Genomic DNA, 12,865 nt, shown 5'->3' on the forward strand with positions numbered 1-12,865 from the left:
ACGGGGCTACTCCCCTGCGGGGTATTTGCTCTCTCCCCCGGAGGCTGGGGTTCCGAGGCTGAGCCCGGTCGTCCTCCCCCTCCCGGCAGGGGGTGACACAATGCTCCGATGCATGTGGCTGTCGGCTTGGTGGTCCTGGTGGCAGCGGCGGTGGCGCTCGCGGCGCTGGCGCGGAGGGCGGGGCTGTCGGAGCCGCTCGTCCTGACGGTGGCGGGAGTAGCCGCCTCGTACCTGCCGTTCGTCCCGCAGGTGGACCTGGACCCCGAGGTGGTCCTGCTCGGGGTCCTCCCCCCGCTGCTGTACACGGCGGCGATCCGCACCTCCCTGCTGGATTTCCGGAAGAACGCGACGACGATCGCGCTGCTGTCGGTGGTGCTGGTGCTGTTCTCCACGTTCGCGGTGGCCGCGGTGGTGTGGCTGCTGCTTCCGGTGCCGTTCGCGGTGGCGGTGGCGCTGGGCGCGGTGGTGGCTCCCCCGGACGCGGTGGCCGCGACGGCGGTGGCGAGAAGGATCGGGATGCCGCGGCGGATCGTGACGATCCTGGAGGACGAGTCGCTGTTCAACGACGCGACGGCGCTGGTGGCGCTGCGGACGGCGATCGCGGCGTCGGCGGGTTCGGTGTCGGTGTGGCAGGCGGGCGGGGATTTCGTGCTGGCGGCGGGGGGCGGCGCGCTGGTGGGGGTGCTGGTGGCGGCGGTGCTCGCGATGCTGCGGCGGCGGATCACCGATCCGGTGCTGGATACGACGCTGTCGTTCCTGGCGCCCTTCGCGGCGTACCTGCCCGCGGAGGAGGTGCACGCGTCGGGGGTGATCGCGGTGGTGGTGTGCGGGATGATCCTGGGTCACGGTGCGCCGCGCTGGCAGAGCGCGGCGTCGCGGATCGCGGAGCGCACGAACTGGCGCACGGTGCAGTTCATTCTAGAGAGCTCGGTGTTCCTGGTGATCGGGTTGCAGGTGCGCCACATCGTGGAGGACGCGCTGGCGTCGGGGCTGGATCAGGCGACGTTGCTGGTGGCGGTGGTGGCGGTGCCGGCGGCGGCGATGCTGGCGCGGCCGCTGTTCGTGTTGCCGTGGGCGTGGCTGAGCCGGGCGCGCGGGCGAGGTGAGGAGTCGCTGCGGGACGGGCTGGTGGTGTCGTGGGCGGGGATGCGCGGGGTGGTGACGGTGGCGGCGGTACTGCTGCTGCCGGAGGACACGCCGCAGCTGGCGGTGTTGAAGCTGTTGGCGCTGCTGGTGGTGGCGGGGACGCTGCTGGTGCAGGGGTCGACGCTGGCGTGGGTGGTGCGGGCGTTGAAGTTGCGGGGACCGAGCCGGGCGGAGGACGCGCTGCAGAAGGCGAATCTGTTGCAGCGGGCGGCGGCGGCCGGCTCGGCGGAGCTGGATCGGCGGGTGACGCCGGAGACGCCGGAGGAGGTGGTGCGCGCGCTGCGGGAGCGGTTGGCGTTCCGGACGAACGCGGCGTGGGAGCGGCTGGGGCGGGCGGAGTCGGAGCTGGCGACGCCGACGGCGGAGTATCGGCGGTTGCGGCTGGCGATGCTGGGGGCGGAGCGGGAGACGGTACTGCGGGCCCGTGACGAGGGCGCGCTGGATTACGAGATCCTGCAGGCGGTGATGGCGCGGCTGGATCTGGAGGAGTCGATCATCGATCGGTTCGACGAGGCGGAGGTGGCGGAGCCGGAGCCGTTGACGGCGCCGGAGCGGGCGGAGAGCTGCGCGCATCTGCGGGCGGCGCCGCTGGTGCGGGTGCCGGATTCGGTGGACGGGTGCGCGGCGTGCATCGCGGAGGGGCTGACCTGGGTGCACCTGCGGATGTGTCTGGCCTGCGGGAATGTGGGGTGCTGTGATTCGTCGGCGGGGAATCACGCGTCGAAGCATCATGCGGCGGTGGGGCATCCGGTGATGCGGAGTGTGGAGCCGGGCGAGGCGTGGCGGTGGTGTTACGTGGACGAGTTACTGGGGTGAGCGGCGGTGCGAGTAGATGAGCCGGGCGAATTCGGTGAGGAGCCGGTCGAGGCGGGGTTCTTCGGCGCCGGGGGCGATCTGCTGGTAGCCGATGAGGGTGGCCATGCCGAGTGCGGTGAGCACGCCGGCGATGTCGGGGTCGTGCACGATGCCGTCGATGGCCTTGTGCACGGTGCGGCGGCGGGATTCGTCGACGCGTTTGAGCGCGACGGCGACGGATTCGTCGTTGGCGGCCCAGGCGCGGATGGCGGCTTCGGCGCGGTGGTTGAGGCCGCAGGCGAGGTCGTAGAGGGCGCGGATGTCGTCGTCGGGGGTGCTGCGGCCGAAGTTGCGGGCGCGCAGCACGAGTACCTGCCGGTGTTCCCAGGTCTCCAGGAGGAGGTCGACGAAGCCCTGCCAGCTGCCGAAGTGGTGGTAGAAGGAGCCGGAGGTGACGCCGAGGCGGCGGCAGAGCACGCCGATATTGAGGCCCTTGAAGCCGAGTTCGGCCAGCACCTCGAGGGCGATGTCGAAGTACTGATCCTTGGTGACCACGCGGGACATGGGTCGCCGATCTGCTCGCAGGGACGGGAGTGAGGCCGAAGAGTACCTCATGCGCCTGCCTGCGCCCGGCGGCTGGACGGGGCGAAATCGGCGAACCGCGTGCACATCTTCACCGGCTGTCGGCTTTCGTGTCGTTTCGGGTCAGCCCGGTGGCGGGGTGCGGGCGAGTTACGCCTTCGTCGACGACACCGGTGACCGGGTCAGCGCGGTCGCCGGATCGGTTCGCCCGCTACCGGGCGGGTCGGAGTTCGATGCCGAGCAGGGCGTCGACGGCGGTGCGGATGGCGGCGGGGGCGTCGGGGTCGGCGCCGCCGTAGGCGATCGCCTGGCGGGCCCATTCGTCGACGGCGGCGAGCGCCTTGGGGGTGTCGAGGTCGTCGGCGAGGTGCTGGCGCAGGCGGGCGACGGTGTCGTCGGCGGCCGGGCCCGCGGCCTGGGCGGTGGCGTCGCGCCAGCGGGCCAGGCGCTGCTCGGCGGTGCGCAGGATCTCGTCGGTCCACATGCGGTCCTGCCGGTAGTGGCCGGCGAAGAGGCCGAGGCGCAGGGCGGCGGGGTCGGTGCCTGCGCGGCGCAGGGCGGAGACGAAGACGAGGTTGCCGCGGGATTTCGACATCTTCTCGCCGTCCAGGCCGATGAGGCCGGTGTGCACGTAGTGGCGGGCGAAGCGGCGGCCCGCGCCGAGGGCTTCACCGTGTGCGGCGGAGTATTCGTGGTGCGGGTAGATCAGGTCGGAGCCGCCGCCCTGGACGTCGAACTCGGAGCCGAGCCGGTTCAGGGCGATCGCCGTACACTCGATGTGCCAGCCGGGCCGTCCGGGGCCGAAGGGGGCGGGCCAGGAGGGTTCGCCGTCGCGGGCGGCGCGCCACAGCAGCGGGTCGATGGGGTCGTTCTTGCCGGGGCGTTCGGGGTCGCCGCCGCGTTCGGCGAACAGGGTCTCCATGGTGGCGCGGTCGTAGCCGGATTCGTAGCCGAACTGCTCGGTGGCGTCGGCGCGGAAGTAGATGTCGGGGTATTCGTCGTCCTCGACGGTGTAGGCGGCGCCCGCGGCGAGTAGTTTGCCGACCAGTTCGACGACCTCGTCGACGGATTCGACGGCGCCGATGTAGTCGCGCGGGGGCAGTACGCGCAGCGCGGCCATGTCCTCGCGGAAGAGCTCGATCTCGCGGGCGCCGAGGTCGCGCCAGTCGATGCCGTCGCGGGTGGCGCGTTCGAAGAGCGGGTCGTCGACGTCGGTGATGTTCTGCACGTAGTGCACGTCGTGCCCCGCGTCGCGCCAGAGCCGGTTGACGAGGTCGAAGGTCAGGTAGGTGGCGGCGTGGCCGAGGTGGGTGGCGTCGTAGGGGGTGATGCCGCAGACGTAGAGGGTGGCGGTGCGGCCGGGGGTCACCGGGCGTACGGCGCGGTCGGCGGTGTCGAACAGCCGCAGCGGCGGCCCTGTTCCGGGGATGGTGGGGATGGGGGTGTCGGACCAGGACTGCATGGTTCGAGGGTAGAGGTGCGGGCGGGGTGGCGGTGCCGCGCCCCGCTGGCAGGCGCCCTCGCCGCACCCGGGGCGGCGGGGCCGACCTGCGGCGGGGCGGCGCCCCGGTGAAGTCAACCGTTGGCGTCCGGGAGATTCGCCGCACCCGGGCGGAGCGGGGCGGCGGGGCGGGTCAGAACGCGGGCCAGGGAATGGGGCGCGCGGTGTCGGGGAGCGGCATGACGGGGTCGTCGAGCAACCGGCGGGCACGGTCGGCGAGCGCGGTGATCTCGGTGTCGGTGAGGTGCTCGGCGAGCTCGTCGGCGAGGTCGCCGCCGATCTCCTTGACCAGCCCGGTGATGGCGGGCAGCAACTCCTCCGGGATCGGCTCGCCCGCCCATCCCCACAGCACCGTGCGGAGCTTGTTCTCGGCGTGCAGGCAGATGCCGTGGTCGACGCCGTAGACGGTGCCGTCGGCGCCGTCGAGCGCGTGCCCGCCCTTGCGGTCGGCGTTGTTGACGATGACGTCGAGCACGGCGAGGCGGCGCAGCCGGGCGTCCTCGGAGTGCACCAGCGAGACCTCGGTGCCTGCGGGGTCGACGGCGCGCAGCACCTCGCGGAAGCCGTCGGGGACGACACCGGCGGGGGTGAGGTCGACGAGGTCGAGGGTGTCGGCGTGGTCGGTGGTGTCGATCCAGCGCTGCACCATGCCGGGGCCGAAGGGGCCGTCGCGCAGGATGGTCTCGGGCACGGTGTGCCAGCCGAGGGTCTCGGCGATCCGGTAGGTGGCGACCTCGCGGCCGGCGAGGGTGCCGTCGGGGAAGTCCCAGAGCGGTTGTTCGCCGCGGATCGGTTTGTAGACCACGCGCAGCGGGGTGCTCGGGTCGGCGGTGGCGATGTCGCAGACCAGGGTGAGGTTGCTGGCGGTGCTGATCCGGCCGAGCACCGCCAGGTCGCCCGCCCGGAACAGCGGGTCGTCACCGCCGGGCACGGGTCACTCCTCTTCCAGGTCGGCGGCGCCGAAGATGTCGCCGCGCTTGTAGCCGTTGGTGCGCACGCACATGTGCCCGCCCGGGGAGAGCGGCTCCCCGCAGAGCGGGCAGGGCGGGCGCCCGGCGGCGATCACCTTGGTGGAGCGCAGCGCGAACTCGCGGGCCTGGACGGGGGTGAGGAATACCCGGACCGCGTCCGGGCCCTCCTCGGTGTCGTCGAGCACGACCGATTCGTCGACCTCGGTCTCGGTGATGGCGAGCAGCTCGACCACCACCGCGCCTGCGTCGGCGTCCCAGCCGAGCCCCATGGTGCCGACCCGGAACTCCGCGTCCACCGGGGTGACCAGCGGATCGGTGTCCCCGACGGCTTCGGCCTGCGGCGGCACCTCGGCGCCGAACCGGCGCGCGACCTCGTCCAGCAGCAGCCCCATCCGATCGGCCAGCACCTTGACCTGCTGCTTCTCCAGCAGCACGCTGACGACCCGCGGATCCTGCACGGCCTGGAGATAGAACGCGCGATCACCCGGTTCACCGACGGTCCCGGCGACGAAGCGATCGGGGGTGCGAAATACGTGGATTGCTCGTGCCATCTGCACCCTCCTCGAACCCTGACCCTCTCGACTACCCGGCGTGGCGTTTTCCAGACGCCGGGGCGAGCCGGGGGCCCCGTGTGACGTCTCTACAACGGATCGCGGCGCTCCGCATTCCCATTATCCGCGACCGGGCCCGGCGTCACCTCACCGCCGGGGACCGGGCCGGGAGCGGGCGCCCCGGCCTTGGCGGGGCCGGCGGGCGGCGCGGCGGCGAGCGCGGACAGGTCGGCGCCGGTGTCGTTGAGCCGCCAGACGTAGGGGGCGTGCGGGGAGTAGCGGATCACGCTGATCGAGGCCGGCTCGACCACGATGCGCTGGAAGCCGTCGAGGTGGATGCCGAGCGCGTCGGCCAGCACCGACTTGATCACGTCGCCGTGCGTGCAGGCGACCCAGAGCACGTCGGCGCCCTCATTGGCGTCGGCGAGGCGGCGGTCGATGTCGCGGATCGCGGTGACCGCGCGGCGCTGCACGTCGGCCAGCCCCTCGCCGTTGGGGAAGACCGCGCCGGAGGCGTGCCGCTGCACGACCGACCAGAGCGGCTCCTCCAGGAGTTCGCTGATCGGGCGGCCGGTCCAGTCGCCGTAGTCGACCTCGAGCAGCCGGTCGTCGTACTCGGGTTCGAGCCCGAGCCGCTGGGCGAGCGGGCCGACGGTGCGCTGGCAGCGCAGCAGCGGGGAGTGCGCGATGTGCCGGATGGGGAGCCCGCCGAGCCGGTCGGCGACCGCGGCGGCCTGCTCGGCGCCGCGCTCGGTGAGTTCGACGCCGGTGCTGCGTCCGGCGAGCGTGCGCGCGGTGTTCGAGGTGGAGACGCCGTGGCGCAGCAGGATGACCGTCATGGGGTCAGCCTAGTGCGCGGGGCGTTCGCGCCGCCCCGGTCGCGGCGGGCGCCGGCCGCGACCGCCCGCCGCGGCTGTCCGAAATATCCGTTCCGAACCGACAGTTGGGCTCGCCGGCCCGCCGTGATCACGCAGCGACAGTACAGGCCGCTGTCCGGGCCCGGCGCGGAGGCGGGGGCGGCACTGTGTGGGACGGCGCGGTGCCGGCTTGGCTCTCCCGCGGTGCTGACGGCTTAGGCTTGGCGCCGTGACGAGAGCGTGGACGCGGTAATGGAACAGCGGACGGTCGGCCGCAGCGGGCTGCGGGTGTCCCGGATGGGCCTGGCCACCCACACGTGGGGCGACCGTACCGGCGCCGACGAGGCGGCGGTGCAGATGACGGCGTTCCTGGACGTGGGCGGCACCCTGGTCGACACCTCCCCCGGCTACGCGGCCGGCGGCGCGCAGCGGGTGCTCGCCGAGCTGCTCGGCGATCTCGTCAACCGCGACGATCTGGTGCTCAGCGGCTGCTCCGGGGTGGTCCCGATGTCCGCGGCCGAGGCCGGGCCCGCGCTGCCGGAGCCGGTGCGCCCCGCCGTCGACGCCTCCCGGCGCGGGCTGCTGGCGCAACTGGACCGGACGTTGCGCGAGCTCGGCACCGACCACCTGGATCTGTGGAGCGTCGGCGAGTGGGACCCCTACACCCCGCTGGACGAGGTCGCGGGCACGCTCGAGCACGCGGTGCGCGCCGGGAAGGCCCGCTACGTGGGGGTGCGCGGGTTCAGCGCCTGGCAGCTGGCGTCGCTGGCCGCGCTGACCCCGGTGGTGGCCGCGCAGCACCCGTACTCGCTGCTCGCGCGGGGCGCGGAGGAGGATCTGCTGCCCGCGGCGCGGCACCACGGGACCGGGCTGATCGCGGCGACTCCGCTCGCGGGCGGGATCCTGACCGGCAAGTACCGCGACGGGGTGCCCGCCGATTCGCGCGGGGCGGACGAGGCGACCGCCGACGAGATCACGCACCGGCTCGACGAGCGCGCCAACCGCGTGGTGGACGCGCTGGTCACCGCCGCCGACGGGCTCGGCACCTCACCGCTGGCGGTGGCGCTGGCCTGGATCCGGGATCGGCCGGGGGTGGCGAGCATGATCGTCGGGGCGCGCGATATCGGGCAGCTCACCGGGGTGCTCGCCGCCGAGACGCTGGAGTTGCCGCGGGCCATCGCCGCCGCGCTCGACGACGTGAGCGCGCGCCCGGAGACCGGGCACGAGTAGTCCGCCCGCGGGGCGGGCGGCGCGCCGGTTCCGGTGAGCGGGCTGCCCGACAGCCCCGGCGGGGACTGGTGTCGTCCGGCACCGACCGTGCGGCCCGCACGGTGCGGGCGCCCCGCTAGCCTGGGCGGCATGAGGTGTGGCGGTGGTGTTCGTTCCGGGGGAATCCGTGCCGTGCTCGCGGTGCTCGCGGTGATCCTGGCGGCCGGGCTCACCGCCTGCGGGGACACCGGGACCGGGGCGAGCGGCGGGCAGCGCGGCCCGGCGACGGCCGCGCTCACCGACCTGGACCCGGTGCCGCTCACCCCGCCGCCCGCCCCCGCGCTGCCGGTGACCGTGCGCTCCTTCGACGGCACCGAGGTCACCGTCGGCTCCGCGGACCGCATCGTGGCCGCCGACCGCTACGGCACGCTGGCGCAGACGGTGTGGGCGCTCGGGCTCGGCGCCAACCTGGTCGGGCGCAGCACCGCGGCCGCCTTCCCCGCGGTGCGCGACGTGCCGAACGTGACCGGCGGCAGCGGCTCGCTCAATGTGGAGTCCATTCTCGCGCTGCGGCCGACGGTGTTCCTCACCGACACCACCAGCGCCGCCCCGGCCGTGCGCGAGCAGCTGCGCGCGGCCGGGCTCGCCGTCGTCTACTTCGACCCGCAGCGCACCATGGACGGGGTGGTGCCGCAGATCGAGGCGGTCGCCGCCGCGCTCGGCGTCCCCGACCGGGGCGCGCAGCTGGCCCAGCGCACCCGCGACGAGATCGCCGCCGCCACCGCCGCCGTGCCGGAGCAGGACCCGCCGCTGCGCATCGCCTTCCTGTACCTGCGCTCCACCGCCATCACCATGATCGCCGGGCCCGGGTCCGGCGCGGACGCGCTCATCGCCGCCATCGGCGGGGTCGATGCCGGGACCGCGGCCGGGGTGAGCGAGCCGTTCACCGCCATCACCAGCGAGGGCATGATCAATGCCGCGCCCGACGTCATCCTGGTCATGACCGACGGGCTGCAATCGGTCGGCGGGCTGGACGGGCTCGCGAAGGTGCCGGGCATCGCCCAGACCCCGGCCGGGAGGGACCGGCGGGTGGTGGACATGTCCGATGCGGTGCTGCTGTCCTTCGGGCCGAACACCGGGCGGGTCGTCGCGGCGCTCAGCGATGCCGTCTACGGCGCATGAGCCGGACCTCCGGCGCCGATCCGGCGACGCTCATGCCGCACTCCCCCGCCCCGGTCGCCCCGCGCAGCCGCGGTGTCTCCCGGATCGCGGCCGTGTCGATCGTGGCGGTCGCCGCGCTGATCGCGCTCGCGCTGCTCTCGGCCACCCTCGGCCAGGTGCCGACCACGCCGGCCGAGGTGGCGGGCAGTGTCCTGCACCGCCTCGGCCTCGAGCTGGGCCCGCTCCCGGCCCACCCGGCGGGCGAGGTCACGCTGTGGGAGGTGCGGTTCCCGCGGGTGCTGCTGGCCGCGTTCGTCGGCGCCGCGCTCGCCACCGCGGGCGCGCTGCTGCAGGGCGTGTTCGCCAACCCGCTCGCCGAGCCCGGCGTGATCGGTGTCTCGGCGGGTGCCGCGGTCGGCGCGGGCACGGTGATCGTGGTGGGTGGCGCGTTCGTCGCGGCCTGGTCGGTGGCGGCGGCCGCCTTCGCGGCGGGGCTGGCGACCACCATGCTGGTGTACCTGCTGGCCCGCTCGGGCGGGCGCACCGAGGTGGTGACGCTGGTCCTCACCGGCGTCGCGATCAATGCCTTCGCCGGTGGGCTGCTCGCCTTCCTGCTGTTCGTGGCGCAGCCCGCCGCGCGCGACCAGATCGTGTTCTGGCAGCTGGGCAGCCTCAACGGCGCCACCTGGGACGCGGTCGGCATCGTCGCCACCCTGACCACGCTCGGGATCGGGGCCGCGGTCCTGGTGGCGCGGAGACTGGACCTGCTCGCGCTCGGCGAATCGGTGGCCAGGCACCTCGGGGTCGATGTCGAGCGGTTGCGGGCGATCGTGATCGCGGTGGTCGCGCTGCTCGCCACCGCCGGGGTGGCGTTCACCGGGATCATCATGTTCGTCGGGCTGGTCGTCCCGCACGTGGTGCGCATGCTCGTCGGCCCCGCGCACCGGGTGCTGATCCCGCTCAGCGCCGTCTTCGGCGCGGTGGTGCTGCTCGCCGCCGATGTCGGCGCCCGCACCCTGGTCACAAATGCCGACCTCCCGCTCGGCATGCTCACCTCCCTCGTCGGCGGGCCCTTCTTCTTCTGGCTGCTGCGCCGCACCCGCGCCCGCTCGGGAGGGTGGGCATGAGCGCCGCTGCCGAGCGGGCAGGCGCACCGGTCGGCGGCCCGCGTCGGCGCCGGATATTCGGCCGCGGTGCCGCTCCCCCCGAGCCCCTGGAACGGGGCGCGGTCACCCTGCGCGCCCGCGGTGTCACCGTCGCCCGCGGCAGGCGAGAAGTCCTGACGACCGTCGACTTCGAGGTCGCCACCGGCGAGGTCGTCGCCCTGGTCGGCCCGAACGGCGCCGGGAAGTCGACCCTGCTGGCCGCGCTGGCGGGTGAACTGCCCGCCAGCACCGGCGCGGTCGAACTCGACGGCCGCCCGGTCACCGCCTGGTCGGCCCTGGACATGGCCCGCCGCCGCGCGGTTCTCCCCCAGAGCCACACCGTCGGCTTCCCCTTCACCGCCCGCGAGGTGGTGGCGATGGGCCGCGCTCCCTGGGCGGGCACCGACCGCGACCACGACGACGAGACAGCCATCGACGCCGCCCTGGCCGCCGCCGACGTCACCCACCTCGCCGCACGCCCCTTCCCCACGCTCTCCGGCGGGGAACGCGCCCGCGTCGCCCTGGCCCGCGTCCTCGCCCAGGACACCGCGACCCTGCTGCTCGACGAACCCACCGCCGCCCTCGACCTCGGCCACCAGGAAGCCGTGCTCGGCCTGGCCCGCGACCGCGCCCGCGACGGCGCCGCCGTCGTGATCGTGGTCCACGACCTCGGCATCGCCGCCGCCTACGCCGACCGGGTCGCGGTCCTGGATCGCGGCCGGGTGGCCGCCGACGGCGCCCCGCGCGCGGTCCTGACCACCGGACTGCTCAGCGCCGTCTACCGGCACCCGGTCGAGGTCATCGACCACCCGGTCACCGGCGCGCAGCTCGTGCTGCCGGTGCGCCGGGTCAGCGCCGCCACACCAGCTTCAGCACCGCCGGGGTGAGCAGCATGCGGATGACGGTCGCGTCCAGCACCAGCGCGGCGATCATGCCGTATGCGATGTACTTCATGAGCACCAGGTCGGAGAAGCCGAACGCCCCGGTCACCACGATCAGGATCGCCGCCGCCGAGGTGATCACCCCGCCGGTGTGCGCGATCCCGTAGCGAATGGCCTCGGGCGGGTCCGCGCCGGCCGCCCGCGCCTCCGCCATCCGGGACTGCAGGAACACCTCGTAGTCGGTGGAGAGCCCGAAGATCACGCAGACGATCAGCACCAGCGCCGCGAACATGAGCGGCCCCGGGGTGAAGCGCAGCAGCTCCGACCCGTGCCCCTGGACGAACATCCAGGTCAGCAGCCCGAGCGTGGAGGCGAGGCTGAGCGCGCTCATCGCCACCGCCTTCACCGCGAGCACCAGCGACCGGAACGCCACGTACATCAGCGCCAGCGACGCGCTGACCAGGATCAGCAGCAGCCACGGCAGCCCGGCCAGCAGCCCGTTGATGCTGTCGCGTTCCAGCGCGGGCACTCCGGCCACATACATCCGGACCCCGTCCGGTTGCGGGATCTCGCGCAGCGCGCGCACCACCCGGTCGGCGTCGCGGTCCTCGCGCAGCCCGGCGCTGAGCACGTTCACCCCGTCGCGGGTGGCGGCGGCGGGTTCGAAGCGGCCGGTGAGCCCGGGGACCTGGTTGGCGGCCCACCGGATGTCGGCGAGCTGCTGCGGGTCGGCGCCGACCACGACGAGCTTCACCGGCTCCAGCCGCAGTCCGGGGAAGAGCTCGTCGAAGCGTTCCTGCGCCACCCGGGCCGGGTGGTCGTGGTCGAGGTAGCGTTCGCTGAGCCCGCCGAACTCGATGTGCCGGAACGGGGAGCTGAGCAGCGCGATAGCGAGCAGCACCGGCACGATCACCAGCCACGGGCGGCGCATGGCGAACCGGGCCAGCCGGGCGAAGAACCCGGCGTCGATCTCGGCGTCGGTCCTGCCCCGGGAGAACCGCTTCCAGCCCCACAGGTCGATGCGGTGCCCGACGATGCCGAGCAGCGCGGGCAGCGCCGTCACCGAGAGCACGGCCGCGATCAGCACCGAGGAGATGCCGCCGTAGGGCACCGAGCGCAGCACCCCGTTCGGGTAGATGAACAGCGCGCCCAGGCTGATCGCGACGATCAGCGCCGAGAACAGCACGGTGCGCCCCGCGGTCGCCACGGTCCTGGCCACCGCGTCCTCGACCGCGCGGCCCGCGGCGAGCTCCTCCCGGAACCGGGTCACCGCGAAGAGCCCGTAGTCGATGGCGAGCCCGAGCGAGACCAGGGTGACCACCGCCCCGGCGAAGACGTTGACGTCGATGTAGCCGGTGAGCCCGCGCATCACGCCCTGTCCGGCCAGGATGGTCATGCCGCCGATCAGCACCGGCAGCAGCGCGCCGACGATGCCGCCGAAGACGAAGTACAGCAGGATCGCCACGAGTGGCAGCGCGATCACCTCGGCGCGGCGGATATCGTCCTGCATGCCGGTGTTGATGCCCTCGACCACCGGTTGCAGCCCGGCCAGCTGCACGGTGGTGCCGCCGGGGCCGGTGCCGTCGCCGTTCGCGCCGAGCGCGGGCTTGAGCGCGAGGAAGTTCTCGATCGCCTCGGTGCCCTGCTCGCGCAGCCCCACCACGGCGAAGGCGACGGTGCGGGATTCGTCGGTGGCGGAGGCGGCGAACGGACTGTCCCAGTAGCTGTCGATCTTCGCGACCCGGTCGGCGTGCTGTTCGCGCAGTGCGGTGAGCGCGGCGGTGACCGGGCCGCGCACCGCCGGATCGTCCACGGTGCTGCCCGCGGGGGCGGTGAAGAGCAGGATCAGGTCGCTGTCGGTGTCGCGGCCGAAGGTGTCGTCGGCGATCTTCGACCCGGCCACCGATTCGCTGCTCTCGTCGAACCAGCCCTCCTGGGTCAGGTGGTCGCCGAGGTCGCGGCCGTACCAGCCGGTGACGAGCACCGCGAACACACACAGCGCGAGCACCACGACGCGGTGCCGGTGGACGAACCTGCCCCAGCGCAGGGAGCCGGAGTGCAGCACG

Annotated in this window: 11 protein-coding genes; 5 read left to right on the forward strand and 6 right to left on the reverse strand. The window is 73.8% G+C overall.

Annotated features, from left to right (window positions below):
• Window positions 1-108: 108 nt before the first annotated feature.
• Window positions 109-1,962, forward strand: a complete 1,854-nt coding sequence (locus tag NH2_RS08870; RefSeq protein WP_067651013.1) for a Na+/H+ antiporter — start codon at window positions 109-111, stop codon at window positions 1,960-1,962.
• Here NH2_RS08870 and NH2_RS08875 read toward each other — a convergent pair.
• The 5 genes from NH2_RS08875 to NH2_RS08895 all read right to left on the reverse strand — a co-directional run bounded on the left by NH2_RS08875 (window position 1,951) and on the right by NH2_RS08895 (window position 6,385).
• A complete protein-coding gene (locus NH2_RS08875) occupies window positions 1,951-2,505 on the reverse strand; it encodes a TetR/AcrR family transcriptional regulator (RefSeq protein WP_067651016.1) in 555 nt (184 codons plus the stop codon). The genes NH2_RS08870 and NH2_RS08875 overlap by 12 nt on opposite strands.
• A 229-nt stretch (window positions 2,506-2,734) precedes the next feature.
• Window positions 2,735-3,985 carry a cysteine--1-D-myo-inosityl 2-amino-2-deoxy-alpha-D-glucopyranoside ligase gene (gene mshC / locus NH2_RS08880; protein ID WP_067651019.1) on the reverse strand — a complete coding sequence of 417 codons (1,251 nt, stop codon included), beginning with the start codon at window positions 3,983-3,985 and terminating at the stop codon, window positions 2,735-2,737.
• 172 nt (window positions 3,986-4,157) lie between these two features.
• The gene (locus NH2_RS08885) at window positions 4,158-4,955 is read right to left on the reverse strand and encodes an SCO1664 family protein (protein ID WP_067651022.1); all 798 of its coding nucleotides are present in this window, start codon (window positions 4,953-4,955) and stop codon (window positions 4,158-4,160) included.
• A 3-nt stretch (window positions 4,956-4,958) separates the two neighbouring features.
• Window positions 4,959-5,546 (reverse strand): DUF3090 domain-containing protein, encoded by a 588-nt coding sequence (locus tag NH2_RS08890; RefSeq protein WP_067651025.1) that lies wholly within the window; start codon window positions 5,544-5,546, stop codon window positions 4,959-4,961.
• Between the two features lie 89 nt (window positions 5,547-5,635).
• A complete protein-coding gene (locus NH2_RS08895; RefSeq protein ID WP_067651028.1) occupies window positions 5,636-6,385 on the reverse strand; it encodes a histidine phosphatase family protein in 750 nt (249 codons plus the stop codon).
• A 270-nt stretch (window positions 6,386-6,655) separates the two neighbouring features.
• Between NH2_RS08895 and NH2_RS08900 the strand changes: the two genes are divergently transcribed.
• The 4 genes from NH2_RS08900 (at window position 6,656) to NH2_RS08915 (ending at window position 10,805) form a co-directional block, all read left to right on the forward strand.
• Window positions 6,656-7,633, forward strand: coding sequence for an aldo/keto reductase (locus NH2_RS08900; protein ID WP_067651031.1), 978 nt, complete (start codon window positions 6,656-6,658; stop codon window positions 7,631-7,633).
• Window positions 7,634-7,762: 129 nt separating this feature from the next.
• Entirely contained in the window at window positions 7,763-8,794 is a 1,032-nt protein-coding gene (locus NH2_RS08905) for a heme/hemin ABC transporter substrate-binding protein (RefSeq protein WP_067651034.1), read from the forward strand.
• A gap of 32 nt (window positions 8,795-8,826) precedes the next feature.
• A complete protein-coding gene (locus NH2_RS08910; RefSeq protein WP_067652484.1) occupies window positions 8,827-9,900 on the forward strand; it encodes a FecCD family ABC transporter permease in 1,074 nt (357 codons plus the stop codon).
• Window positions 9,897-10,805, forward strand: a complete 909-nt coding sequence (locus NH2_RS08915; protein WP_067651037.1) for a heme ABC transporter ATP-binding protein — start codon at window positions 9,897-9,899, stop codon at window positions 10,803-10,805. The genes NH2_RS08910 and NH2_RS08915 overlap by 4 nt, the downstream gene beginning before the upstream one ends.
• On the opposite strand, the gene NH2_RS08920 is transcribed toward NH2_RS08915, so the two are convergent.
• Window positions 10,768-12,864 (reverse strand): MMPL family transporter, encoded by a 2,097-nt coding sequence (locus NH2_RS08920; RefSeq protein WP_067651040.1) that lies wholly within the window; start codon window positions 12,862-12,864, stop codon window positions 10,768-10,770. The two genes, NH2_RS08915 and NH2_RS08920, sit on opposite strands and share 38 nt — an antisense overlap.
• Window position 12,865: the final 1 nt, after the last annotated feature.

This window comes from Nocardia harenae NBRC 108248 (genome assembly GCF_001612885.1).
In the GTDB taxonomy this organism is placed as follows: Bacteria; Actinomycetota; Actinomycetes; order Mycobacteriales; family Mycobacteriaceae; genus Nocardia; species Nocardia harenae.

Coding starts and splice junctions, on each gene's coding strand:
- NH2_RS08870 (WP_067651013.1), top strand. CDS start 109: ATGCATGTGGCTGTCGGCTTGGTGGTCCTGGTGGCAGCGGCGGTGGCG.
- NH2_RS08875 (WP_067651016.1), bottom strand. CDS start 2,505: ATGTCCCGCGTGGTCACCAAGGATCAGTACTTCGACATCGCCCTCGAG.
- mshC (WP_067651019.1), bottom strand. CDS start 3,985: ATGCAGTCCTGGTCCGACACCCCCATCCCCACCATCCCCGGAACAGGG.
- NH2_RS08890 (WP_067651025.1), bottom strand. CDS start 5,546: ATGGCACGAGCAATCCACGTATTTCGCACCCCCGATCGCTTCGTCGCC.
- NH2_RS08895 (WP_067651028.1), bottom strand. CDS start 6,385: ATGACGGTCATCCTGCTGCGCCACGGCGTCTCCACCTCGAACACCGCG.
- NH2_RS08900 (WP_067651031.1), top strand. CDS start 6,656: ATGGAACAGCGGACGGTCGGCCGCAGCGGGCTGCGGGTGTCCCGGATG.
- NH2_RS08905 (WP_067651034.1), top strand. CDS start 7,763: ATGAGGTGTGGCGGTGGTGTTCGTTCCGGGGGAATCCGTGCCGTGCTC.
- NH2_RS08910 (WP_067652484.1), top strand. CDS start 8,827: ATGCCGCACTCCCCCGCCCCGGTCGCCCCGCGCAGCCGCGGTGTCTCC.
- NH2_RS08915 (WP_067651037.1), top strand. CDS start 9,897: ATGAGCGCCGCTGCCGAGCGGGCAGGCGCACCGGTCGGCGGCCCGCGT.